Source organism: Pseudomonas sp. R25(2017), assembly GCF_002112565.1.
Classification (GTDB): domain Bacteria; phylum Pseudomonadota; class Gammaproteobacteria; order Pseudomonadales; family Pseudomonadaceae; genus Aquipseudomonas; species Aquipseudomonas ekonensis.
In genome coordinates this window covers 1-22,900 of record NZ_NEHZ01000026.1, presented here as the reverse complement: position 1 = coordinate 22,900, position 22,900 = coordinate 1, and the positions used below count along the sequence as shown (strand labels likewise).

19 protein-coding genes, 1 tRNA gene and 1 rRNA gene are annotated in these 22,900 nt (G+C 55.9%); 12 read left to right on the top strand and 9 right to left on the bottom strand.

Going from position 1 to position 22,900, the window contains the following annotated elements; genetic code table 11:
* Positions 1 to 97: 97 nt before the first annotated feature.
* The 5 genes from secF to queA all read right to left on the bottom strand — a co-directional run bounded on the left by secF (position 98) and on the right by queA (position 5,514).
* Positions 98 to 1,012, bottom strand: a complete 915-nt coding sequence (gene secF, locus CAG31_RS26130; protein WP_085586633.1) for a protein translocase subunit SecF — start codon at positions 1,010 to 1,012, stop codon at positions 98 to 100.
* 9 nt (positions 1,013 to 1,021) lie between these two features.
* Positions 1,022 to 2,890 carry a protein translocase subunit SecD gene (secD, locus tag CAG31_RS26125; RefSeq protein ID WP_085586632.1) on the bottom strand — a complete coding sequence of 623 codons (1,869 nt, stop codon included), beginning with the start codon at positions 2,888 to 2,890 and terminating at the stop codon, positions 1,022 to 1,024.
* Positions 2,891 to 2,953: 63 nt separating this feature from the next.
* A complete protein-coding gene (yajC, locus tag CAG31_RS26120; protein ID WP_085586631.1) occupies positions 2,954 to 3,289 on the bottom strand; it encodes a preprotein translocase subunit YajC in 336 nt (111 codons plus the stop codon).
* Positions 3,290 to 3,334: 45 nt separating this feature from the next.
* Entirely contained in the window at positions 3,335 to 4,450 is a 1,116-nt protein-coding gene (gene tgt / locus CAG31_RS26115; RefSeq protein ID WP_170930080.1) for a tRNA guanosine(34) transglycosylase Tgt, read from the bottom strand.
* Positions 4,451 to 4,464: 14 nt separating this feature from the next.
* Positions 4,465 to 5,514, bottom strand: a complete 1,050-nt coding sequence (gene queA, locus CAG31_RS26110) for a tRNA preQ1(34) S-adenosylmethionine ribosyltransferase-isomerase QueA (RefSeq protein ID WP_085586629.1) — start codon at positions 5,512 to 5,514, stop codon at positions 4,465 to 4,467.
* A gap of 108 nt (positions 5,515 to 5,622) precedes the next feature.
* Here queA and CAG31_RS26105 point away from each other — a divergent pair.
* The 10 genes from CAG31_RS26105 to CAG31_RS26055 all read left to right on the top strand — a co-directional run bounded on the left by CAG31_RS26105 (position 5,623) and on the right by CAG31_RS26055 (position 14,651).
* Positions 5,623 to 5,707 (top strand) — tRNA-Leu (locus tag CAG31_RS26105).
* Between the two features lie 164 nt (positions 5,708 to 5,871).
* Positions 5,872 to 7,113, top strand: coding sequence for a tyrosine-type recombinase/integrase (locus CAG31_RS26100; RefSeq protein WP_085586628.1), 1,242 nt, complete (start codon positions 5,872 to 5,874; stop codon positions 7,111 to 7,113).
* 283 nt (positions 7,114 to 7,396) lie between these two features.
* On the top strand, positions 7,397 to 8,236 hold the full coding sequence (locus CAG31_RS28530; protein WP_085586668.1) for a hypothetical protein: 840 nt from the start codon (positions 7,397 to 7,399) through the stop codon (positions 8,234 to 8,236).
* Positions 8,237 to 8,336: 100 nt separating this feature from the next.
* Positions 8,337 to 8,618, top strand: coding sequence for an AlpA family transcriptional regulator (locus CAG31_RS26090; RefSeq protein ID WP_085586627.1), 282 nt, complete (start codon positions 8,337 to 8,339; stop codon positions 8,616 to 8,618).
* Complete coding sequence (locus tag CAG31_RS26085; protein ID WP_085586626.1) at positions 8,615 to 8,920, top strand: hypothetical protein; 306 nt, start codon at positions 8,615 to 8,617, stop codon at positions 8,918 to 8,920. Before CAG31_RS26090 ends, CAG31_RS26085 begins: the two co-directional genes overlap by 4 nt.
* A gap of 528 nt (positions 8,921 to 9,448) precedes the next feature.
* Positions 9,449 to 9,733, top strand: a complete 285-nt coding sequence (locus tag CAG31_RS26080) for a hypothetical protein (protein WP_085586625.1) — start codon at positions 9,449 to 9,451, stop codon at positions 9,731 to 9,733.
* Positions 9,730 to 10,002 (top strand): DUF3077 domain-containing protein, encoded by a 273-nt coding sequence (locus CAG31_RS26075; protein WP_085586624.1) that lies wholly within the window; start codon positions 9,730 to 9,732, stop codon positions 10,000 to 10,002. The genes CAG31_RS26080 and CAG31_RS26075 overlap by 4 nt, the downstream gene beginning before the upstream one ends.
* The gene (locus CAG31_RS26070; protein WP_085586623.1) at positions 9,999 to 12,905 is read left to right on the top strand and encodes a DUF927 domain-containing protein; all 2,907 of its coding nucleotides are present in this window, start codon (positions 9,999 to 10,001) and stop codon (positions 12,903 to 12,905) included. The genes CAG31_RS26075 and CAG31_RS26070 overlap by 4 nt, the downstream gene beginning before the upstream one ends.
* A gap of 231 nt (positions 12,906 to 13,136) precedes the next feature.
* Complete coding sequence (locus tag CAG31_RS26065) at positions 13,137 to 14,003, top strand: chromosome segregation protein SMC (protein ID WP_371856131.1); 867 nt, start codon at positions 13,137 to 13,139, stop codon at positions 14,001 to 14,003.
* Positions 14,004 to 14,285: 282 nt separating this feature from the next.
* Positions 14,286 to 14,651, top strand: a complete 366-nt coding sequence (locus CAG31_RS26055) for a histone-like nucleoid-structuring protein, MvaT/MvaU family (protein ID WP_085586621.1) — start codon at positions 14,286 to 14,288, stop codon at positions 14,649 to 14,651.
* A gap of 660 nt (positions 14,652 to 15,311) precedes the next feature.
* Here CAG31_RS26055 and CAG31_RS28325 read toward each other — a convergent pair.
* Together CAG31_RS28325 and CAG31_RS26045 are read right to left on the bottom strand one after the other, a co-directional pair.
* Positions 15,312 to 16,217: a DUF6216 family protein gene (locus CAG31_RS28325; RefSeq protein ID WP_139831404.1), complete on the bottom strand. Its 906-nt coding sequence runs from the start codon at positions 16,215 to 16,217 to the stop codon at positions 15,312 to 15,314.
* Between the two features lie 260 nt (positions 16,218 to 16,477).
* Positions 16,478 to 18,952 carry an SIR2 family protein gene (locus tag CAG31_RS26045; RefSeq protein ID WP_176243885.1) on the bottom strand — a complete coding sequence of 825 codons (2,475 nt, stop codon included), beginning with the start codon at positions 18,950 to 18,952 and terminating at the stop codon, positions 16,478 to 16,480.
* 655 nt (positions 18,953 to 19,607) lie between these two features.
* Between CAG31_RS26045 and CAG31_RS28790 the strand changes: the two genes are divergently transcribed.
* Together CAG31_RS28790 and CAG31_RS26035 are read left to right on the top strand one after the other, a co-directional pair.
* On the top strand, positions 19,608 to 19,826 hold the full coding sequence (locus CAG31_RS28790; protein ID WP_085586619.1) for a hypothetical protein: 219 nt from the start codon (positions 19,608 to 19,610) through the stop codon (positions 19,824 to 19,826).
* A 37-nt stretch (positions 19,827 to 19,863) separates the two neighbouring features.
* Positions 19,864 to 20,409: a hypothetical protein gene (locus CAG31_RS26035; protein WP_085586618.1), complete on the top strand. Its 546-nt coding sequence runs from the start codon at positions 19,864 to 19,866 to the stop codon at positions 20,407 to 20,409.
* Positions 20,410 to 21,172: 763 nt separating this feature from the next.
* Here CAG31_RS26035 and CAG31_RS28320 read toward each other — a convergent pair.
* Entirely contained in the window at positions 21,173 to 22,027 is an 855-nt protein-coding gene (locus CAG31_RS28320; protein ID WP_139831403.1) for a hypothetical protein, read from the bottom strand.
* A gap of 743 nt (positions 22,028 to 22,770) precedes the next feature.
* A 5S ribosomal RNA gene (gene rrf / locus CAG31_RS26025) occupies positions 22,771 to 22,886 on the bottom strand.
* Positions 22,887 to 22,900 lie beyond the last annotated feature (14 nt).

The following is a 22,900-nucleotide window of genomic DNA, read 5'->3' as shown; positions in this document are numbered from 1 at the left end:
CGGGGCGTGCCCGCGCTTCTCCCAGCCTTGGAGCATGAAAAAAGGCGCGAGTTCAACTCGCGCCTTTTTCGGGTGACACCGTCAGGAGAAGCCGGCCTCAAGGACGGTCGTCGATTTCCTTGTCGGTGTTGGCCGGAGGGATCAGGTCTTCGCTGGTCAGGTTCAGCCAGATCAGCACCACGTTGGCGATGTAGATCGACGAGTATGTACCCGCCAGAACACCGATGAACAGGGCGATGGAGAAGCCGAACAGGTTGTCGCCGCCGAAGAACAGCAGCGCCGCGATCGCCAGCAACGTCGAGATCGAGGTCGCCATGGTGCGCAGCAGGGTCTGGGTGGTCGAGATGTTGATGTTCTCGATCAAGTTGGCCTTGCGCAGCACACGGAAGTTCTCGCGGACCCGGTCGAACACCACGATGGTGTCGTTGAGCGAGTAGCCGATGATCGCCAGCACCGCCGCCAGCACCGTCAGGTCGAAGGTGATCTGGAAGAACGACAGGATGCCGATGGTCACGATCACGTCGTGGATCAGCGAAACGATGGCGCCCACCGCGAATTTCCACTGAAAGCGGAAAGCCAGGTAGAGCAGGATGCCGCCCAACGCCAGCAGCATGCCCAGGCCGCCCTGGTCACGCAGCTCCTCGCCCACCTGCGGGCCCACGAACTCGACGCGCTTGACGGTCGCCGGGTTCTCGCCGCCGACCTTCTGCAGCGCCTCGGCCACCTGATGGCCCAACTGCGGGTCTTCACCCGGCATGCGCACCAGCAGGTCGGTGGTCGCGCCGAAGTTCTGCACGACGGCCTCGTGGTAACCGGCCGTCGTCAGTTGCTCGCGCACCTTGGTGACGTCGGCCGGACGCTCGTAGGTCAGCTCGATGAGCGTACCGCCGGTGAAGTCCAGACCCCAGTTCATGCCCTTGTGGAACACGCTGAACAAGGCCAGGGCCGTCAGGAACAATGTGACGCCGAACGCGAAGTTGCGAACGCCCATGAAGTTGATAGTACGTAACATGGCAGCCCCTTAAATCCACAACTTCTTGAAGTCACGACCGCCGAAGATCAGGTTGACCATCGCGCGGGTCACCATGATGGCCGTGAACATCGAGGTAAAGATCCCGAGGGACATGGTCACCGCGAAGCCCTTCACCGGGCCGGTGCCCATGGCGAAGAGGATGCCGCCGACCAGCAGGGTGGTCAGGTTGGCGTCGAGGATCGCGGTGAACGCCCGGCCGAAGCCTTCGTTGATGGCGCGCTGCACGGTCATGCCGGCGGCGATCTCTTCGCGGATCCGCGAGAAGATCAGCACGTTCGCGTCGACCGCCATGCCCATGGTCAACACGATGCCGGCGATGCCCGGCAGGGTCAGCGTCGCGCCCAGCAGCGACATCAGCGCCAGCAGCATCACCATGTTCACGGCCAGCGCGACCGTGGCGATCAGACCGAAGAAGCGGTAGATGGCGATGATGAACAGCGAGACGAACAGCATGCCCCACAGCGAAGCGTCGATGCCTTTGGTGATGTTGTCCGCACCCAGGCTCGGGCCGATGGTGCGTTCTTCGGCAAAGTACATCGGCGCCGCCAGGCCGCCGGCGCGCAGCAGCAGCGCCAGTTCGGAGGACTCGCCCTGGCCGTTCAGGCCGGTGATGCGGAACTGCGCACCCAGCGGCGACTGGATGGTCGCCAGGCTGATGATCTTCTTCTCTTCCTTGAACGACTGCACCGCCACGTCTTTCTCGACGCCGTCGACCACCTGCTTGGTGTAGGTGGTGACCGGACGCTGCTCGATGAAGATCACCGCCATGCTGCGACCGACGTTGCTGCGGGTCGCACGGCTCATCAGCTCGCCGCCGTGACCGTCCAGGCGGATGTTCACTTCAGGGGTGCCGTGCTCGCCGAAACCGGCCTTGGCGTCGGTCACCTGGTCACCGGTGATGATCAGGCTGCGCTCGATCTGCGCCGGAGGACGCTTGCCCTCGCGGAACTCGAAGGTCTCGGAGGTGGCCTTGGAGGCACCCGGCTCGGCGGCCAGGCGGAACTCAAGGTTGGCCGTCTTGCCCAGGATCCGCTTGGCTTCGGCGGTGTCCTGCACGCCCGGCAGCTCAACCACGATACGGTTGGCGCCCTGGCGCTGGACGATCGGTTCGGCGACACCCAGCTCGTTGACGCGGTTACGCACCGTGGTCAGGTTCTGCTTGATGGAGTATTCGCGGATTTCCACCAGCTTGGCCGGGGTCATCGCCAGACGCAGCACCGGCTGGCCGTTGAGGTCGGCCGGAACAATGTCGAAATCGTTGAAGCTCTTGCGGATCAGCGCACGGGCCTGTTCGCGGGACGCATCGTCGCTGAAGCCCAGCTGGATGGCGCCACCCAGTTGCGGCAGGCTGCGGTAGCGCAGCTTCTCTTTGCGCAGCAGGCTCTTGACTTCGCCTTCGTAGATTTTCAGGCGAGCGTCGATGGCCTTGTCCATGTCCACTTCCAGCAGGAAGTGCACACCGCCGGACAGGTCGAGACCCAGCTTCATCGGGTGCGCGGCCAGGTTGCGCAGCCACTGCGGCGTGGTCTGGGCCAGGTTCAGCGCGACGACGTAGTCGTCACCCAATGCCTTGCGCACCACGTCCTTGGCCGGCAGCTGGTCTTCAGCCTTGGTCAGGCGGATCAGGCCGCCCTTGCCGTTGGCAGACAGGCTCGCGGCCTTGACGGCGATCCCGGATTCCTTGAGCGCAGTACCCGCACGGTCCAGGTCGGCCTGGTTGACCTGCAGGGCCGTGCTGGCGCCGCTGATCTGGATGGCCGGGTCATCGGGGTACAGATTGGGAGCGGAATAAATCAGACCGATCGCCAGCACCGCCAGGATCAGAATGTATTTCCACAGAGGATATTTGTTCAGCATCACGCCGCCCGCTATGACGCGGGGCGCCTTGCGCGCCCCGTCGATTGAGTGGAAGTTGAAACTTTAGATCGCCTTGAGCGTGCCTTTTGGCAGCGTGGCGGCGATCGCGCCCTTCTGGAACTTCATTTCCACGGTGTCGGACACTTCCAGCACCACGAAGTCATCGGCCACTTTGGTGATCTTGCCGGCGATGCCGCCGGTGGTGACCACTTCGTCGCCCTTCTGCAGGCTGCTCAGCAGGTTTTTCTGCTCTTTGGCGCGTTTGGCCTGCGGACGCCAGATCATCAGGTAGAAGATGACCAGGAAACCGACCAGGAAAATCCACTCGAAGCCGCCGCCGACAGGCGCCGCAGCCGGTGCAGCCGCGTCGGCCATGGCGTTAGAGATAAAAAAGCTCATTTAGCACTCCAGTTGCAAAAATGTTGAATCTTGGGGTCAGGAAACTCAGTCCAAAGGCGGTACGGGAAGCCCGCGCTTGGCATAGAAGGCCTCGACGAAGGCGGCCAATGTACCCTGTTGAATAGCCTCGCGCAAACCAGCCATCAGCACCTGATAATGGCGCAAATTGTGGATGGTATTGAGCATGCTGCCGAGCATTTCGCCGCATTTGTCCAAGTGGTGCAGATAAGCGCGGGAGAAGTTCCGGCAGGTGTAGCAATCGCAGGTCGGATCCAGCGGCGAATCATCATGGCGATGGAACGCGTTACGGATCTTCAGCACACCGGTGTCGATGAACAGATGCCCGTTGCGGGCATTGCGGGTCGGCATCACGCAATCGAACATGTCCACCCCGCGGCGCACACCCTCAACCAGATCTTCCGGTTTGCCAACGCCCATAAGGTAACGAGGTTTGTCAGCAGGCATCTGGCCAGGCAGGTAGTCCAGCACCTTGATCATTTCGTGCTTGGGCTCGCCCACCGACAGGCCGCCGATGGCCAGGCCGTCGAAGCCGATCTTGTCCAGGCCTTCGAGCGAGCGCATGCGCAGATCCTGGTGCATGCCGCCCTGGACGATGCCGAACAGCGCCGCCGTGTTGTCGCCGTGGGCGTTCTTCGAACGCTGGGCCCAGCGCAGGGACAGCTCCATGGACACCCGCGCGACGTCTTCGTCGGCCGGGTACGGGGTGCATTCGTCGAAGATCATCACGATGTCGGAGCCCAGGTCGCGCTGGACCTGCATCGATTCTTCCGGCCCCATGAACACTTTGGCGCCGTCGACCGGAGAGGCGAAGGTCACGCCCTCCTCCTTGATCTTGCGCATGGCGCCGAGGCTGAACACCTGGAAGCCGCCGGAGTCGGTCAGGATCGGGCCTTTCCACTGCATGAAGTCATGCAGGTCGCCGTGCTTCTTGATCACTTCCATGCCCGGACGCAGCCACAGGTGGAAGGTGTTGCCCAGGATGATCTCTGCGCCGATCGCCTCGATGTCCCGCGGCAACATGCCCTTGACGGTGCCGTAGGTGCCCACCGGCATGAACGCCGGGGTCTCGACGGTGCCGCGCGGGAAGGTCAGGCGGCCACGGCGGGCCTTGCCGTCGGTGGCGAGCAACTCGAACGACATGCGACAGGTGCGACTCATACTGTTTCCTCTGGGCCGCGTGGAGCGGGGTTGCGGGTGATGAACATCGCATCACCGTAGCTGAAAAAGCGGTAACCGTTGTCGACCGCAGCCTTGTAGGCCGCCATGGTCTCCGGATAACCGGCGAACGCCGAAACCAGCATCAACAGCGTGGATTCGGGCAAATGGAAGTTGGTGACCAAGGCGTCGACCACATGGAACGGCCGGCCCGGGTAGATGAAGATGTCGGTGTCGCCGCTGAACGGCTTGAGCACGCCGTCGCGGGCGGCGCTCTCCAGCGAACGCACGCTGGTGGTGCCCACCGCGATCACCCGCCCACCCCGCGCACGGCAGGCGGCGACGGCATCGACCACGTCCTGGCCGACTTCCAGCCATTCGCTGTGCATGTGATGGTCTTCGATCTTCTCGACCCGCACCGGCTGGAACGTGCCCGCGCCGACGTGCAGCGTGACGAACGCGGTCTCGACGCCCTTGGCGGCGATCGCCTCCATCAGGGTCTGGTCGAAATGCAGGCCGGCGGTCGGTGCCGCCACCGCGCCGAGGCGCTCGGCGTACACGGTCTGGTAACGCTCGCGGTCGGCGCCTTCGTCAGGACGGTCAATATAAGGAGGCAACGGCATGTGCCCGACGCGGTCGAGCAGCGGCAGCACCTCTTCGGCGAACCCCAGCTCGAACAGCGCGTCGTGACGGGCCAGCATCTCGGCCTCGCCGCCGCCATCGATGAGGATCTTCGAACCCGGCTTGGGCGACTTGCTGGAGCGCACATGGGCCAGCACGCGGTGCGTGTCGAGCACCCGTTCGATGAGGATCTCCAGCTTGCCGCCGGACGCCTTCTGCCCGAACAACCGCGCCGGAATCACCCGGGTATTGTTGAACACCATCAGATCGCCAGGGCGCAAATGCTCAAGCAAATCAGTGAATTGACGGTGTGCCAGGGCACCGCTGACCCCGTCCAGGGTCAACAGCCGGCTACCGCGTCGCTCGGCCAACGGATGGCGGGCGATCAGCGAATCAGGAAGCTCGAAGGTAAAGTCAGCAACACGCATGATGGGGTTCGTCTGGCAGGGCCGGAAAGTCTAGCGGAAATATCAAAAATTGACCATGAAACGTGATTGACCAACGGTAGACGCCTCTCTATACTTCGCCGCCATTAAGCCCTGATGGCGGAATTGGTAGACGCGGCGGATTCAAAATCCGTTTTCGAAAGGAGTGGGAGTTCGAGTCTCCCTCGGGGCACCACATAGCAGTATCTGAGAGTCTCTACTAGCCTCTCAGACCCAGAGAAACCGGCCACTTAGCCGGTTTTTTTGTGCCTCTCTGCCTACCCCTGTCTCCCCTTATCCGTTGTATCCCTGTATCCCTACTTGTATCCTGAGAAAAATACCGAACTTTGGGATACAAGGATGAAGCGCGCAGACATCAAGCGCCGCCCTCTCGCTGACACGACGCTTGCGGGACTGGAGCCGGAATCAAAGGAATACCGGGAACTGGACGGAAATGGTCTCTACTTCAGGGTTAAGCCTGATGGTGGTAAATCCTGGCAGCTTCGCTACAAACGTCCGGCGGGCAATTGGGCTTGGATGGGGCTCGGGGGTTACCCTGAAGTAAGTGGTGCGTTGGCACGAGACAAAGCTGCGGAACTGCGCAAGGTAGTTAGCAGCGGGGCCGATCCTCTCGAACAGAAACGCTCTGCCAAAGCTGCCATTGATGCTGCAAGGACTCGGACCTTCCGAGCTGCTGCTGAAGCTTGGCTCAAGGCCAAAGAAGAAAAGGGCCTCGCCCCGTCCACACTTAACAAAATCCGCACCTACCTCGACAAAGACATACTCCCGGCGCTGGGAGATAAGCCCCTTGACGAAATCACTCGTACTGACTGTGCGGAGCTCCAAGCATCTCTTGAAGCCCGGGACGCACACAATGTGGCGGAAAAGTGCCGCACGTGGATCAATCAGATATTCGGGCGAGCCATCGGTCTAGGCCTAACGGAAAACGATCCAGGTAGCCGCCTGCGAGACATTGCAGCTCAAGCCCCGAAAGCTCAGCAGCATCCGCATTTGCTGGAGCCTGAGTTGGCAGAGTTCCTCCAAGCACTCAGAAACACCCCCAGCAGGCTGACGGCCCGAACTGCGGCATGGCTCTGCATCTGGACCGCATCTAGACCTGGCATGGTTCGGTTAGCTGAGTGGAAAGAGTTCGACCTTGATAGAGCAACTTGGACGACGCCTGCCGCCAAGATGAAGATGCGCAGGGACTTTGTGTGTCCACTCCCTAAGCAAGCGCTCTCCGCCCTCAGAGAGCTTCACTGCCTCACAGGTCGTAGTCGCTGGCTGTTCCCCGGGGTGGGCACTAAAAATCCGACGATTAGCGAAAACACAATCAACAAAGTCTTCGCGACTGTTGGCTACAAAGGTCGCTTGGTTGGTCATGGTACTCGTCATACGGCCAGCACTTTGCTCAGGGAACACGGCTGGCCGAAAGAGCATGTCGAAGCGCAGCTCGCTCACAAAGAAGAGGGAATTTCCGGGGTATATAACAAGGCTCAATACTTTGAGCACAGGGTGAAGATGATGCAGTGGTACGCAGATCACCTTGATGCGTTGGCAAGCGTGCAGATGATCAAGGGACAATTGGGTAAAGCGGTATGAACGCACCTACACATACCCCGTTCAAAATCCATGTTACGAGTGTTACGCGTGTAACGGCGCGCACCAACGGCCCGAATTCATTGACTTTCACACCTGTTACACTGCTGCATGTCCTTTCGTACACTCGATGTATCGCACGCAATTTGTGTAACGCCAGAACAAGCCCCTCGCCTGCTGCGGGCCGACACTCATCACTCTTGGCGATAACGCAAATCCCGCTGGCTACGCCTTCGCCTCGCAGGGCATGGGATAGAATTCTACGCGCTGCCAGGGACGCATGACGATGAATGATAAGTACCCTGCCACCCATTCAGCGTTTACAGCCAGCCTTATCAATCATCTCTCAGCGCAACCGCTCTACGATCTTTGCCGTAAACAGCTCGCGAATGTGTGTTATTTGATCGATCAGTGCTGCAAACGTATTCAAGCCGATGGCATCGATGTCGATCTCAGCAGCATGTGCATCAAGACAACGATGCACGAAGAGCTCATTTTCCAATATGCCTCAACTGACAATAGAGCGCGTCTTGCTCATTGGGTTCGCCAATACAGCGCCTGCTACTCAGCCACTGATCGCGAGGCGCACGCTGCCTACATCATGGCCTGTGCCGTCAAAGCGCTTGAAGCTCTTAGCAACTGGATGCGTGCCGCTGATGATGCTGTTTGGCGGCATATCAAGGAAATACCAACCGACTGGCCATGGGATCTCTACTGCCGGTTTGTTGAGTCACAGATCGATATGAATGAAAGAACTACGGCGCTTGACGAATATGTCTTCAGATTAGAGCCGATCGTGTCCCTGCCCTGTTTGATCGATGACGAACTAACGACTCTCGCTAACCGAGCGATAAGGTCAGCCATCCGCAGCAAAGCCGGCATCATCAGTGGCACAGCGCGAAGCCACGACGTCAACGACCGAGACACTGCAATCATTAAGCAAGCTGACCACTATTTAGAGAAGGGCATGCGGCAAAGTAACGTTACGACTGCCGTGTATACCTGGCTGCAGCGTGAATTGGCTAAGCCCCTCACGCAGCGTCCTAAATGGGTCACCCCGGAGATCGAAAAGGGGCTAACTCGCAAAAGCGTTGAGGCCATTCTCAAACGCAATTTCGTTCTGTGACTCAAATTTCAATGGAATTTCAATTGGAAGCGAACAGCAAACTGCCGACCAATTTCTAGACCATTGCTCCCGTTGTCCAAATCAATCGAGAGCAATACCTATGAACACCTCTGTTATCGACTTTTCCCGCACGACGCCCACCAGTTCTCCCTCCCTTTTTGATGCCGCTTCGACTTTGATCAGAATGCGAGAGGTGGAAGGCATCGTAGGAATGAAGCGTTCGACCATCTACAAACTGATGCAGCGCACCGACTGTGGTTTTCCGCAGCCCGTCAAACTGAGCAACAGCAATGCACGCGGCGCCCCTGTCGCCTGGGTCCTTTCCGAGGTTCAGGCGTGGGCGCGCAGCCGCATCGAGGCGCGTGATCAGGTGGCCGCATGAGCCACAAGACTGCTAGCAACGCTTTGATGCACCCCTTTTCCGTCTTACGTCGGATCGGTTTCTCGCCTCGCGTCATGCAGCGTCTTGAGCGCTACCGCAGCCAGCAGGACAAGCAAGGTCGCGTGGTGAGCGTGCTGAGTTGGGCCGACGGCACCTGGTGCGCCCTCTCCCTCCACTGCGAAAGGATCGGGGCTGTGGTCGTCGACGAGGGCCAGCAAAGCGATGCCTACGAAGACGCCCGCTCCATGCTCAGCGGCGGATTTCTGCCCCTTCTATCCCTGCGCTGGGAAGCCCATGCCTGAAACGAAAACGCCTCCGGGGGCAATCCGGAGGCGTTGAGGTCAATCTACATGCACGAACAATCTATGCCGCACCTGAAAAAGCCGCAAGTCATCAGCGCAGTTGCACTTTCGAAAAACGAACGCTACTCTCTGGCCGTCGCTGCAAATTCAGCGACCGGGTTTGGCGACCCGAGAAACTTGGCGCACAGGCGCCCCATCCGACAGCAGGCGCTTTTTTTGTGCCCGCCGTTTCGTGTTATGGCAGCTGTGCGTGGGAGACCTTCGGGTCTGCCGGGTTCCAAGTTCCCGGTTCGCCAACCTGCGCACAGCTGCCACCCTAAATCGTTTGGCGACGATCAGTGGCAGCTCCATCCTCAAACTTGGAGTGTCACCAATGTCTGCCCTCAATCCGTCCAAAATCCGCGCCGCTGCACACCGTGCAATGGCTCTCGCCGCTCTAAACGCCAACTCCAGCCTCGCTACACGCCTCTCCCGCTACAACGCTCACATGGCCAAAGCCCGCGCGCTCGAAACCGCAGGCGGTGCCCAATGAACACCCCCCTGAGCTGTGCCCTGCCCGAAGACCTGCTCTGCGTGAATCCGACCGCCGAAGCCGGTGTGCCCATCGACGCCATCACCTGCGCCATTGACCGCGCCGACTCGGTACTGACCCTCCTCGAGGATCACTTCGAAAACGAATCTTCGCGCCTTTCCAATTACGTCATTGCCGCCGTCCTCTGGGACGTGCGCGGCACCCTCGGCCTGATCAAGACGCTGGCCATGCACGGTGACAACACCTCGACGCCTGCGGTGCGGAAAGGCGGTGCGCTATGAGCACCTCCACCACGCTGGGTCACGCCACCTTTTCCCGCGTCAATGCCACTGACCTGAAGCTGTTCCGCGTAAACGCCGGCGTGCCGGTCGAAGACGCACTGGAGATGGTGTCGTTGCTGCAGCATCATGCGAACCAGCTCAATTTCGACGCAGCCATGAGTGACAACGGCGAGCGTTTCAGTTGGCCCGCCCTGTACCTGGGCGAGATGGCCAAAGCATTGATCGACGATATCAACGACGCGCTGTTTCTGCCGAGGGCTGACACATGAGCCAGCGACCGAGCAGCGCCGCGAAACGTCCGAGCTTCGCCGACGTGAAAGCCGCCGCGCTGAAAGACATTGAACGTGTCTTGTCGCACTGGCTACCCAACGGCAAGCGCGTGGACGGCGGCAAGGAATACACCGCCCCAAATCCGACCCGCAGCGACAAGCGCGCCGGATCGCTTAAGGTCAGCTTGAGCAAGGGCACCTGGGCCGACTTCGCCACCGGGGACAAGGGCGGCGACCTGATCGACCTGGTTCGCTATCTGGACGGCGGCACTGACGTTGAAGCCTGCCACAAACTGGCGGACTGGCTGAACGTCGCGCCCGGCGCCGCCAAGACAAAGGCCGCACCGAGCAAACCGAAGGCGCCGACATGGTACCCCATCCAGCCGATACCGACCGAGGCCATGAACAAGTGCCCGGCCAAGCACCGTGAACACGGCGCCCCGTCCAAGATCTGGGTCTATCGCGATACGCAGGGTCAGCCCCTCATGGCGCTGTACCGCTTCGATCTCGGCCCCGACGAGGACGGCAAGCCGAAGAAGGTCTTTGCGCCCCTGACGTGGTGCCAGCACGCCGATGGGCAAAGCCAGCAATGGCGCTGGCAGGGCCTGCCGGATCCGCGTCCGCTGCTGCGCCTTGATGAGCTGGCGCAGCGCGCTGATGCACCGGTGGTTCTGTGCGAAGGCGAGAAAGCCGCCGATGCCGGCGCCGAGCTGCTGCCGGGCTACGTGGCCACCTGCTGGCCGAACGGCTCCAACTCCTGGCACAAGACCGACCTGAAGCCGCTCAAGGGACGCGACGTACTGTTGTGGCCGGACAACGACGACAGCGGCAAAGCCTGCATGGCCACCGTCGCCGAGAGGCTGCGGGAAATCGGCGCCGCCTCGGTCCGGGTCATCGCGCTGGAGGTGTTCAAACGCAAACCGACGCTGAAGAACGACCGCGCCGCGTTCGCCAAGGGTGGTCAATGGGACGACGGCGACGACGCGGCCGATGCGCTCGACAAAGGCTGGACCGCCGGCCACTTCTCCGCGCTGGAAAGCAGCGGTGAGCTGTTCGGCATGATCGAAGAAAAGGCGATAGTTGCCCTGGTGGAACCCGAGCCGGAACCGAAACCCAAAGCACCGGCCAAACGACCGGCGAAATCGAAAACCGACCTGATGCCCGGTGGCTTTCGCCTGACGCCCGAAGGTGTGTTTTATGCCGGCGACGACGGCGAGGCGCGCCCGGTGTGTTCGCCGCTGGCGATACTTGCGCGAACCCGCGACGAGAAGGGCCACAACTGGGGCTTGCTCGTCGAGTTCGACGACCCCGACGGCACCAAGAAGCGCTGGAACATCCCGGCACGCACCATGACCGGCGACTTCGGCAAGGATGTGCTCGGCCCGCTGGTGGACATGGGGTTGCGTCTCGCCGGCAGCCGTTCGGGGCGCAACGCACGCAACGACCTGCAAAGCTACCTGGGCGGCTTCGACAGTGCGCAGCGTGCGCGTTTGGTCACCCGCTTGGGCTGGCACGACAACGCCTTTCTGCTGCCTGAGCAGCAGGTCGGCGCGCACGCCGAACACCTGCACTTCTACGAGGCCGGCGCGCAGCTTCCGCCGATCAGCGAAGCGGGCACGTTGGAGCAATGGCAACAGCAGATCGGCGCACTGTGTGTCGGCAACCACCGCTTGGCGTTTGTCGTCGGCGTCGCCTTCGCCGGCCCACTGCTGCAAATGCTCGGCCACGAGTCGGGCGGTTTTCACCTGTACGGCGACAGCTCCGGCGGCAAGACCACTCACCTGCAGGTCGCCGCCTCGATCTACGGCGGACCGCGTCTGGTGCGTTCGTGGCGCTCGACCGACAACGCGCTGGAGTCGATCGCCGCCGCGCATTCCGACGGGCTCCTTGTGCTCGATGAAATCGGCATGTGCGATGCCCGCATCATCGGAGAGACGGTCTACATGCTCGGCAACGGCACCGGCAAAGCCCGCGCCAATGACCGGGGCCAGGCCGGCCGGCAGGTTCAGGAATGGCGTCTGCTGTTCCTGTCCACCGGCGAGAAGACCTTGGCGCAGCACATGGCCGAAGCAAACAAGGAACTGAAAGCGGGTATGGAGGTGCGCATGCTCGCCGTCCCGGCCGATGCCAGCAAAGGCCTCGGCATGTTCGACACGCTCAACGGCTTTGAGGACGCCGCCGCTTTGTCCGACGCACTCAAGGCGCGAGTGGCGAACTACTACGGCACCCCGCTCACCGCGTTCCTGACCGCCCTGTGCGAACCCGGCAAGCGTCTTGGCTGGGCAGCGATCCTGCGCCGCACTTTGGAGGGCTTCATTGCCAAGTCGCTCCCGGCATCTGCCAGCGGACAGGCGCACCGTGCCGCTGCCCGCTTCGGTCTCGCAGCCGCCGCCGGCGAGCTGGCCACCGCCATGGGCATCACGGGCTGGCCGGACGGCACGGCCACCACCGCGGCTCGGGTGTGCCTGAGCGCTTGGCTGAACGAGCGCGGCGGTGCCGGCAATTTCGAGGGCGATGCGATCTTGGCGCGGCTGCGCCAGGTCATCGAGCGCTTCGGCGAAAGCCGCTTCACCCGCTGGGAATCGGCGGCGGCCAAGATCGACGAACACGGTCCGCGCACCATCGACCGCCTCGGCTTTCGCAAGACGCTGGAGCACGGCATGGGCGACACCATGCACACCACGAACACCTACTACGTGCTGCCCGAGGCGTGGCGCTCGGAGATCTTCCGGGGCATGAACATCAACGCGGTGAACAAGGAATTGTTGCAGCGTGGCGTGTTGGAGCCGGCCAGCGACGGCAAGGCGTCAAGTCTAGTCCGGTTGCCCGGCCTGGGGCCCCAGCGCTGCTACATCGTGAAGACGATTCCGGGAACGGATGAGAGCGAGGCTCGGGCTGCCTGAAGGCACGTCCGCTGATCGAGGTAGCGCCGGCTCATTCCCGGCCTCGCCAGCCGCTCATTCAACCCATACCCAATTTTCGAAGGAACAAGACAGATGAACGAATTCCACGCCTCTACCGAACAACACGAACTGCTGGCCGGCGAAGTGGACAGCCGGGAGACCACCGGACTTGCACAACCCGTTTCCGAGAAACTTCACGCCCCTGGTCATCGCGGCAAGAAGCAACGGTTGATTGACGAGATCAACCAACTGACCGCCCAACGCGATCAACACCTGCGCGAAGCTGAACAGCACCACGCCAAGATGGCGCCTTTGGAGGCGCTATTGGAAGGGGACGAGGTCATCGAGGCGGACCGGTTGACCGAAATCCACAAGGAGCACAGCAGCCTGAAACTTCCGTACGACTCAAGTAAGCACCGTGCCTGGCTGCTCGATGCAAGGATCACCCGGCGCGAGCAACTGCTCAATCATGAAACCCTGATGGCGGGCTACACCGAGTCGATGGCGAACTGGAAAGCCGACGAGCAAGCGCTCTACGAAAAACGCGATAGCCTCAGCACCCGCCTGGCACAGATCCAGCAGCAAGCGGAAGAGGACATGACCAAGGCCCGGCAGGCCGAAACCGATGCCGCGACCGCTTATGCGCAGGCCGTGGCCTGGGGCGACACCGAGGGCGAAAAGAACGCCAACGCCGACGCGCAGAAGGCCGCGAAAAACCTCACGACGGCGACCGAACACAATCGTCGCCAACACCTGATCATCACAGCGCTGGAGCAGGAACTGGTCATCGTCGACCAGCACATCGACGAGGCGCAAAGGGAGCACCAAACAATCCAGAGAACTGCCTTGTCGCTGGCCCGGACGGTGTTGGAAGAACAATGGAACGAACAAACCCAAGCGCTGATGGAGTTGGGCGGCAAGCTGTGGAATGTGCAAGGCATGTTGGGGAGCGAACACCTCCGCCTAATGAAGCTGGTGCTTCCACAAGAAGGCGAAGACTTCCACAGCTGGAGCTGGCGGATCGATCCGGCCAGCACAGCATGCAAGCCATTCTTTCGCTCTAACTTGCTGAGCCATCGAAACAGCCCACGCAGGTAGGCTGTTTAAACCTCCCCAGGCGCTACAGAATGATCATTCAAATAGACCTCAGAAACACTCCCAACTGGAAAGACCTACTGAAAGCACGCTTAGGCTCCTTAAAGGAAATGCTCGAATTCGTGGACATCCCCCGCAAAAAAACGAAAGTCGAGGCTCTTACCGTAAATTTGATCAAGGTCGAGATGATCAACATCCGAGAGTATCTGAAACTGTCAGAATAGCGCTGAACTTGTGAGCCGCACGAACATTCTAACTGTCATCAAACAAACATAGGAAATAAACATGTCCAAACTTGCCGAATACCGTCAACTGGAAAAACACCTAGCTGAACAGATGCAGGCACTGGAGACGATGAAGAGCGACGGCGCGCTGAAAAAAGAGATTGAGTTCGAGACCAAGCTGCGCGCCCTGCTGGACCAATACGGCTTCAGCCTCAAGCACATCATCAACCTGCTGGATCCAGAGAGCACGAAGCGCGCTTCAACTCCGGCGGCGGCACCTGGCAAGCGTAAACCTCGTGAACTGAAGGTCTACAAGAACCCGCACACTGGTGATGTGGTTGAAACCAAAGGCGGCAATCACAAGATACTGAAGGAGTGGAAAACCAAGCACGGTGACGACGAAGTTGAAAGCTGGGTAACGAAGTAACGCAGCTTGAATAAAAGGCCTCTCAGAGGCCTTTTCTTTTGCTGATCACATCCTTCGCGCCTGCGACCTCACCCTTATCACTATCATCAGCAAAAGGAATCAACGTTGTGGACACAATGAGCAGACGAGAAATAGTCGACTTGTTGTCTCGGCGCCTTCCATAATGCACCATCACCTGCTCGATAAACGCCGACCGTAGCGTGTCTGTCGAGGTGATCGGCCCCGACCAGCGACAATTCACGATCGCGAATATTGATCGTTCCAGGTACCACGGCGAAACGGGAATTAACCGCCTGCTCCGCGAGATCCTGGAAGAGATGATTATATCTCGCCGGTCTACAAATCTGGACTAATGCTAGGTGCCTTGCCCTACGCCCTCGATTGCATTCCTGCAGTTCGCTGCAGCCTTCTCGATCATCGCTTTGCGCTCTCATAAATGATGAAGCCTTCCGCGAAGTATTGCTCGGCTCTTCCAACCTGATAGAAAAGAGCTGCTCCTCTCTGCCCTCCACGATTTTTTCTTAACGACCGCGTCTGCCCACTAGCTGCCGCTCACGTACGTCTGCTTTCGGCCAAAAGCGGACGCTCAGGGCAGGTTCCCTTCAGTCAATAACTGACGATCAGCTTGGAGGCCTACGCCGATTTCATACCACCTATCAGTTAGCCAGAAGGAGCCGTTGATTCCCTTTGGAAGGTTGATGGCTCAGTCAGTACGGGCTGAATGCTGGATGTCAATCCATCTTGTGGCTCGCTTGCTCCAAAATTCGGCATGGGATATTTACGGAGTTTTATCGCCATCTGCGCCTGAGCAAGAGTTCGTAGGAGAATGAATGAAATATACGTCAACACAGCTAAAAAATATCCAGCAATAACCCTCTGTTCAGTCAAAGATTTTTTGATTTTTTTAAAGTTGTCTGGGGATAATGTTTCGCAAATGACCTTTACATCTTCTTGAGTCAACCCTTCAAGAGGGGTTGTTGAACAGTTGTTTTGAGTTACAGAAAAATCAGGAATATGCGTTTCAAATAAATAATTTTCCGCCGTCAAACCGTCCGTCCAGAAAATCATTTTCGATTCTTTTATAGTCAGAAGTACGCTTTCATTTCCCAGCATGTAAGCGGCGCCGATTGCAAGTACGCCAAATGGAATCAACAGAGCTATTACTACACTCCTTATCATCCTTATTGGTGGCGCTCCAAAAACCCATGGCAAATCGCGAATCCAACCTCGTGCAAAAGACAAATCTTTGATATTAATATTATGATCTTTTGTCCACTTCGCTGTAGCCAGCAAAACCTCCATTGAAGGAAAGTTTATTCCTGTTCGAAATCTGAAACCCTCAACATCGCGGACATCATCCCAGTATGCCTTCAGTGTGGGATTTTGTATTCCCCCACCACCGACCATCCTCCAAACTCTATCGTATAGAAAGTGCGCGGATCGAGCACGAGCTATAGCCCATACAATCAACAAGCATATAATTACTGTGGTAATCCAAGGATTTATATCTTTCAGGCTGCCTACAACGTTATCGAGCAATTGTACTTGACTATCAGAATCTGCCATTTAAATTTCCATCACAATTAAGCACATCCGATCAGCCTAGCTTGTTCAATTCCATAGCATGCGACTGTCTCCCATGAACTGTTATTGGGAATATGTACGAGAGCCAGGAAAATCCACTAAGCCCTTAACCTTGACCGCTAGGTGACCGCTTTTGGTAGTTAATCCGTTGGCGCCCCCCCCGGGGGACTACTTCTGTGCAATTTCCGAGGGGGGCGTCGTTTTCAATTTTTGGGGCTACTTGGGGATATTTAATTTTTGCGCTAACTAACCTGCGGCGGGAGCACGGACCGGCCGCATGCAATCCTCTCTAAAATGGCTTCTAGCTTTTCTTTTACACGAATTACTGTTGGGCCGTTGTAGTTGCTTTCTGTCTTTATTAGTTTTGCTATGTCCTTGAGCATTTTTTTGCAAGCGTGCTCGAAGTCCGATTTATATCTTTTTGCCAACCCCTCGTAACATGTGTCGTAAAAGTCTTTGTATTTGTCAACCTGCCTGAACTTATAAATATCGTTATCGATTTTTGTGAATAGGCTATGGGCTTTAGAGAAGAGATCATGTGCCATTAGTGCATTGGCAGGTTCAAGTGCTTGGAGTAAATATAGGCGGCCTTGTTGGGTGTCATGATGGTTTGTATGGTAGTTTACTTTCTTTTTGGCTAACGCATAGGATTGATCCATATACTGCTGAGCCTTGGAATACTCTTTAGATGGTATATGGGCCATGGCATATTGCAACCAAAAATGCGGGTCGGACTTCAACCACCTGACATTGGTTTTCAAGTTTTCATAATATCGTTTTATTGCGGTTTTCTTATTGGTATCTGGAAGCAGTCGCTCAATAAATGAAAACTTCACTAGGGAACGAAACACCTCTGTTTCTTCTCGAACTTTCCCGTCACGCTCGCCATATTTCTTAACAATCTTAAGTAGCTGGGTTGTTATATACGTTGAGGAAAAATGATATTTAATTAGAGAAAGGCAGAACAAACTAGATTTCGAAGCTATGCCGCGCGGCGAAATTCTGAATAGCTGGTTAAAGCTATCATTTTGCCTAAGACTGTCTTCATATATGTCGTCATTTAATGCTATTTCTGATATAAAACTGTTTGTTGTTGGCAGTCCCATTATCTCAATTATGCAGATTGCGAAGACGGTATCTTTATAATGCTGCGTTTCAGTTGACGAACAGAAGCTCATAAGCGAGTCAATTCGATGCTTTATTTGTGGGGAGTTGAACAGACTGAGGAGCGCAAGCGATATCTGTGCATCATTATCATTAAATAAGAACTCGCGTTTTTGACTTTGAGTAAGCCCTGCCTTATCACCCCAGCCTCCGATATTATCTACAATATCAATAAATTCTTCGGCTTCTTCAGCTGAGAGATGGTCTGCGCTGAGTTCTTGATATGTAAAGCCACTGTTGCGAAGTTCTAGCCTGAGTCGTTCATGAGCATGCAGCCTAGTCATTGCAACTACAAAAATATTTTCGGGCTTATGTGTGCCAATATAGCAAAGAAGTTCTGTGTGATTGTGGTAGTCATCAATCACCAATACCGATCGCCCATTTGATTCGCGAATTATTTCGAGATCGTCGGTGAAGTCTGCGTCATGATCAGTGATTGAGTAAACATCAAAACCACGCACCTGAAGAAATGGCATAAGCTCGCGAGATAATATTGATTTGCCGTTGCCAAAAGTGCTACTGATTATAGTGTGGCGCTTTGCCTCAAGAAACCTAAGGATCGTTTCTAGTTCTTTTCTTTTTACAATTGCAGAAATTGGCGGAGCACTAGTGATATTGTAGTCGATGGCATTTTTCTTTATTTCGCCATGATATATTAAGTTTTCTACATCCTTGTCTTGTATTGTGTATTCACCATCATCGGTAGTATACGTATCAAAAAACACTAAGGAGCGCTCACTGGGCGCCTGAGATTTATTTAGCTCAGTTGCTTCAATGTATTCTGCAAACCCCTCTGCTCCGATCGGTAGAACATGACCAAATTTATTTAATGTAAAAATGTTTTTAGCTGACGGGTTGGGCTGGGTTATGAAGTAGGTTTTTTCTCGCAGATCTTTATTATTAAAGAGTATTTTCTGGATATCAATGTCATACATTGAATACCCTATAAAAACTATAGCAGTACTTATTTCTAGGTCGCGCTTAAACTGATAGTACCAGGGCGAATTCAAGAAATTGTCAGAACTAATGTAGGATGATGTAGAAAGCTTGAAGCCTTGCTCAATGGAGTCGGCAGTTAATGAGTTTATAGATCCGTTTATGTGGATACATAAATTGCTCGCCTTTGAATGCTGATCAGGTCTCGCGGTGAGATCGATTGAGTCCAATCTCTTGCTTGATTTTAAAGCGCTTAATTCCATTACGTTATCGTAATTTGTCGTGTAATACCTTCTCCAATTTGCCGACATAATTAAATCCTGGCTCGGAGAAGTTTGTTTTACGGTGAAAGTGTCTCTAAGTAAATCTATAAGCAAGGACTTGTTGTGGTGTTCAAGATAATAATCTGCTGCAAACCTTAGATCCTCATCCTCATCGAAATTGCCAAGGTTACAGATTTTTTTTGCGAGGTCGGTGGCACGAGGTGGGGGGAGGTTTTTGATATTGGTCGCATCTGCAGAGAAGCCGGCACCTGTGAAGAGTATTGCTTTTCCGGAGGCGATGGACGATGCGATTGCTTCAAGCGTATCAGAATGGTTTTCAACTGCAGATATCATTGTTTCTTCCTTGACATAAAAAACAGAATGTATCTGCTGTATGGGTATGATGTCCATATACTTTCGACGCCGTATAGGCAGCGGGGGGCCTTGGCGGTGATTAGTTGGCGCCCGCAATCGACAATGCCCGTGATCTGGTGGTGGCCACAATCTACATCGCCTTAGCAAACGTACGCGATCTCTTACGTCAAGGGCAAAGCACCCGTTTGGGACGATGTCGGGTGAGACAAATGGTTTATTTCTTCATTGGGTGAGGCGGTTCGTTCAGTCGAGAGCCGGAAAAAGAAAAATATTGAATTGCCCAAGATTTTCTAGATACATTGGATCGACCGCTTTTGGCCGGTAGCGGTCGCTTGTGAGCGCCCGCTAATGGCCGAAAGCTGCCGTTGCCAGGGTCGCGATGAATGTTGATAGTCGCTAGGGGTTTGGAGTTCGAATCTCTCCTTCACCGCCACATTCAGTAAACGCAACCCACTGAATCCCCTAGAGAAAGTAGTTTTTATGGTTTTTGGCGTCTGAAAAAAGGCCATATGGGACTGAGATGGGATCAGGGCGATATTTTAGTGCGGGGAATACAGCTTCGCGATTTTTCGGCCGAGCATGATCCGTCTGCAATGGACTAGTCTCTCTAGACGCCTCGATCAAGGACGAATTTATGCCAAATAACTCAGACTCCAACATTGCCACGGCAGACGCTCTGACATTGCTTCTGCACAACCAGCATGCCCTTGGTGCGGCCATAGAAGAGGTCACTAGATGGCTTTCAGAAAATGGCGTAGCGAGTGTTGCCGATAACGCACTGGTCGCCATGGAAACCTTGGACACGAATGCCAAAGCGATTACAGATGCGATTACGCGACTACGGCAGTCGTAGGAATCGCCCATTAGGCAATATGAAGGGTTGGTAGAATATGGAAGTCTCTATTCGGTTCGACCGTTTTATTGATCTGGAAACATCCCTTGAGCAACTTCTTGCTCAAATTCAAGGGGAGCCAATGACTGCAACCTGTTGGAAGTGGTCGCTCATCGCTGCTCATTCTGCCCTGCAGGGAGCAGTTTGCATTGCGCTTCGAGGCAGTGCAGGTTTTGATACGTGGAAGCCGAGTCACCTCAAGAAGTGGTTAGCGGCGTATGAATACAGTGAGGATTTACCTGACCCTCAGCTCGACTTCTTTATGGAGCTATTTGACAGACTATTTGGTAAAGAGCCTGGTATAAATCGGGACGTGATAAGCTGGCTGAATGAGTACAGAAATATACTTATTCACTTCAATACAGATCAACTCTCCATAGAGCGTAAATCCATTGTCAGTGCAATTGATGAGTCAGTAACCGCGATCATTGAGGCACCGACACACAGCCAGGGGAGTTTTTTATATGACGAGCAGCAACTCCAGCGCTTCGAAGTGCTCTGTCAGAGCATACGGGCGAGGCTTAGGATATTAGCGGATACCTAACGCTAGGTTTCAGCCGACGTCATATGCGTCGCCCTAGTTTCTTAGACGAGCGATGACCACTTGTGGCCGAAAGTGGCCCGTTACGACTGCTGACTGATTGCTGGCACAGCGGCCAAACTGATGATTACAGCCCGTTAATCGCATCTATTGGGCAGACTGGGAATGGGGAAGGACTTGGTCTCCTGCGCATGGACATGACCTCCTCCGTCCCTTTTTCAGCACCGAAGCGTTACACCAGATGGCAGAGTTACACGCTTAAAGGTTGGCGTATGAAGCCGATGCAACATCAAAAATATTGAATAAATACAGCCACTTATCAACCATCGTTACACCAGTTACACCAGTTACACCAGTTACACCGCATTTTGGAGGGGTACATACCCCCACACCCCGTAAGCATCAATCCCACCAGCGAACGTCAGGTGTATCTCCCGCAATGTGCCGGGCCCCCTGAGGTCTTATTCGAGACACGGGGTCGGAAACCCGCCGGACCTTGTTAGCGGGAGAACTCCCAGCTTAGTGAACTGCCAGTTCACCTGTGCATCTGCACTACGAAACAATCGATCTAAGGCCACCGTTACCGGTACGGTAACGATGTCCTGTTTTCTTAAAGATCCTTTCAATTTCAACGTTGAAATTTCAGTAAGCTGGAGCATCTCCCGCTACCACAGCCCCGCGGGTTTCCGACCCCGTATGTGAAGGAAGCTCCCAGGGGCCCCCTCGCATTTCCGGTTTGATCTGGACACGTTTCTAAAATAGCGGGCTAGTTGAGTCCCTCGAACTCAATGCGAGTACCCGTGCTGGCTTCATACAAATGCATCTGCCTTTCTACAAAACCAATGTGTAGGCGGAGTTCTTCATCAAGGAGGCCCAGGGCATCTCGTATCGGCTGCTCGTTCACCTCACACATTCGTCGAGCCCAATCGAGTTGTGAGTAAATCCTTTGCAACTGGGTAAAATCACTCATGGCGGTTCCATTACTCATAACGCCACCACCTGGTGGGTAAATCACTGCGCCAGCCAGTGTCGTTACCGTAACGTTTACCGATTTCTTCCTGCAGGTTGCCCGCTGCTCAGGTGTCAGAACGTCCGGGGTCACCGTATTGATACTCGGGGGCAGAAGACGGGGCCAATTAGCTTCAATCGTATGAATCAAGTGCTCTCGCACCCAAGTCTCTGGGTACCCAAGGCCATGAGGGTATGCATCTAGAAAGTAAACGCAGTCGGGGCGCACTAACCCAAACGCTACTACCTTGGTGCTTTTGATCAGACCGTTAGGCAACCGCTCAGTACCAAGGTGAAAATGCAAAATTCCCCAATCGTCTAGAAGACTATCGTTTTTATCCACACTAAACGTCGATCGGCTCAAATACGGGAATAGGGAATCGCCTTGGTGTATGGCTGAACAGAGCCCATCGAAACCAGCCTGCAAATGAGAGGGAACTGAAAAGGAGGTGGCAAGCGCCGTCTGCCGAGGTACTGCGATAGGGCACCGCCGCTCAAGTTTGAAGAGAAGGAGCGCACACGCCGTTAGATCCCGACTTGGGGGAGTCACGTTGAGCTTCTTCAGTTCCGCCAGGACAAAAGTAAGAAAATCTTCCTCAAAATCAGTGCGCATGGTTTTCCCTTTTTGGTAGCCTCCTGCCGCTTCATCGTAGCAGTACCTAATCTGAACTGGCGGCCCAGTAGACGACGGCGTGTATCCCTCCTTGTATCCCTTGAACTGAAAATGGCCTGAGAGGCCTAGGAAACATGGAATATGCGAGTCTCCCTCGGGGCACCATCTGCAACACATAGACGACTACCAACGTCTACGTAACATCTCTAGAGCCCGCTAACAGCGGGCTTTTTTGTTTTTGGGGTTTATCTCCCACCCCTTCCCTCACCGATCGCGAATCTGATCAGGCATGCGCCCATGCATTGGGCGCTGCCACTGCCCGTTTCCGGATAGTGGCGAGCAATGTCCCGCCATCAGCAATGGCAAGAAACTCGTCATCGCCACTGCGGCATGATCAATTGCACGGCGCCAGCTCGACCAGGTCCGCGCTGCGCGGCGATCAAGCCGAGGCAAGGCATGGGGAGTGCAACGTACCAATGCCCGTCGCTGGGCGCCTCCAGGGCGCGGCACAGCCTCTCTCTGCGGTCATCACAGCCACGTGCTGCCACCATTGCAGTTGGGGCGCAAACAATCGCTTGCGTTTGCAAGAGGCCATCCTGAACAGCCCCACACCCCTCTTCTGCACGGCAATCATCAGCCATGCCCCCTGCGAGTGCCCCCCCACCAGGAAACTCGACGTAGGAACTTTCCTGCGGGCAAAACAAAACCCCAACCGCTTTCGCAGTTGGGGTTTCGGAATTTAATCTTGACGATGACCTACTCTCACATGGGGAAACCCCACACTACCATCGGCGATGCATCGTTTCACTTCTGAGTTCGGGATGGGATCAGGTGGTTCCAACGCTCTATGGTCGTCAAGAAATTCTGTGTGCC

What these genes read in the sequence shown, in the direction of transcription:
- CAG31_RS28530 (WP_085586668.1), top strand. Translation starts at nt 7,397, where the DNA reads ATGAATGATAAGTACCCTGCCACCCATTCAGCGTTTACAGCCAGCCTT.
- tgt (WP_170930080.1), bottom strand. Translation starts at nt 4,450, where the DNA reads ATGTCGTTCGAGTTGCTCGCCACCGACGGCAAGGCCCGCCGTGGCCGC.
- CAG31_RS26100 (WP_085586628.1), top strand. Translation starts at nt 5,872, where the DNA reads ATGAAGCGCGCAGACATCAAGCGCCGCCCTCTCGCTGACACGACGCTT.
- CAG31_RS26055 (WP_085586621.1), top strand. Translation starts at nt 14,286, where the DNA reads ATGTCCAAACTTGCCGAATACCGTCAACTGGAAAAACACCTAGCTGAA.
- CAG31_RS28790 (WP_085586619.1), top strand. Translation starts at nt 19,608, where the DNA reads ATGCCAAATAACTCAGACTCCAACATTGCCACGGCAGACGCTCTGACA.
- yajC (WP_085586631.1), bottom strand. Translation starts at nt 3,289, where the DNA reads ATGAGCTTTTTTATCTCTAACGCCATGGCCGACGCGGCTGCACCGGCT.
- CAG31_RS28325 (WP_139831404.1), bottom strand. Translation starts at nt 16,217, where the DNA reads ATGGCAGATTCTGATAGTCAAGTACAATTGCTCGATAACGTTGTAGGC.
- secD (WP_085586632.1), bottom strand. Translation starts at nt 2,890, where the DNA reads ATGCTGAACAAATATCCTCTGTGGAAATACATTCTGATCCTGGCGGTG.
- CAG31_RS26085 (WP_085586626.1), top strand. Translation starts at nt 8,615, where the DNA reads ATGAGCCACAAGACTGCTAGCAACGCTTTGATGCACCCCTTTTCCGTC.
- CAG31_RS26035 (WP_085586618.1), top strand. Translation starts at nt 19,864, where the DNA reads ATGGAAGTCTCTATTCGGTTCGACCGTTTTATTGATCTGGAAACATCC.
- queA (WP_085586629.1), bottom strand. Translation starts at nt 5,514, where the DNA reads ATGCGTGTTGCTGACTTTACCTTCGAGCTTCCTGATTCGCTGATCGCC.
- CAG31_RS26075 (WP_085586624.1), top strand. Translation starts at nt 9,730, where the DNA reads ATGAGCACCTCCACCACGCTGGGTCACGCCACCTTTTCCCGCGTCAAT.
- CAG31_RS26070 (WP_085586623.1), top strand. Translation starts at nt 9,999, where the DNA reads ATGAGCCAGCGACCGAGCAGCGCCGCGAAACGTCCGAGCTTCGCCGAC.
- CAG31_RS26080 (WP_085586625.1), top strand. Translation starts at nt 9,449, where the DNA reads ATGAACACCCCCCTGAGCTGTGCCCTGCCCGAAGACCTGCTCTGCGTG.
- CAG31_RS28320 (WP_139831403.1), bottom strand. Translation starts at nt 22,027, where the DNA reads ATGCGCACTGATTTTGAGGAAGATTTTCTTACTTTTGTCCTGGCGGAA.
- CAG31_RS26090 (WP_085586627.1), top strand. Translation starts at nt 8,337, where the DNA reads ATGAACACCTCTGTTATCGACTTTTCCCGCACGACGCCCACCAGTTCT.
- CAG31_RS26045 (WP_176243885.1), bottom strand. Translation starts at nt 18,952, where the DNA reads ATGATATCTGCAGTTGAAAACCATTCTGATACGCTTGAAGCAATCGCA.
- secF (WP_085586633.1), bottom strand. Translation starts at nt 1,012, where the DNA reads ATGTTACGTACTATCAACTTCATGGGCGTTCGCAACTTCGCGTTCGGC.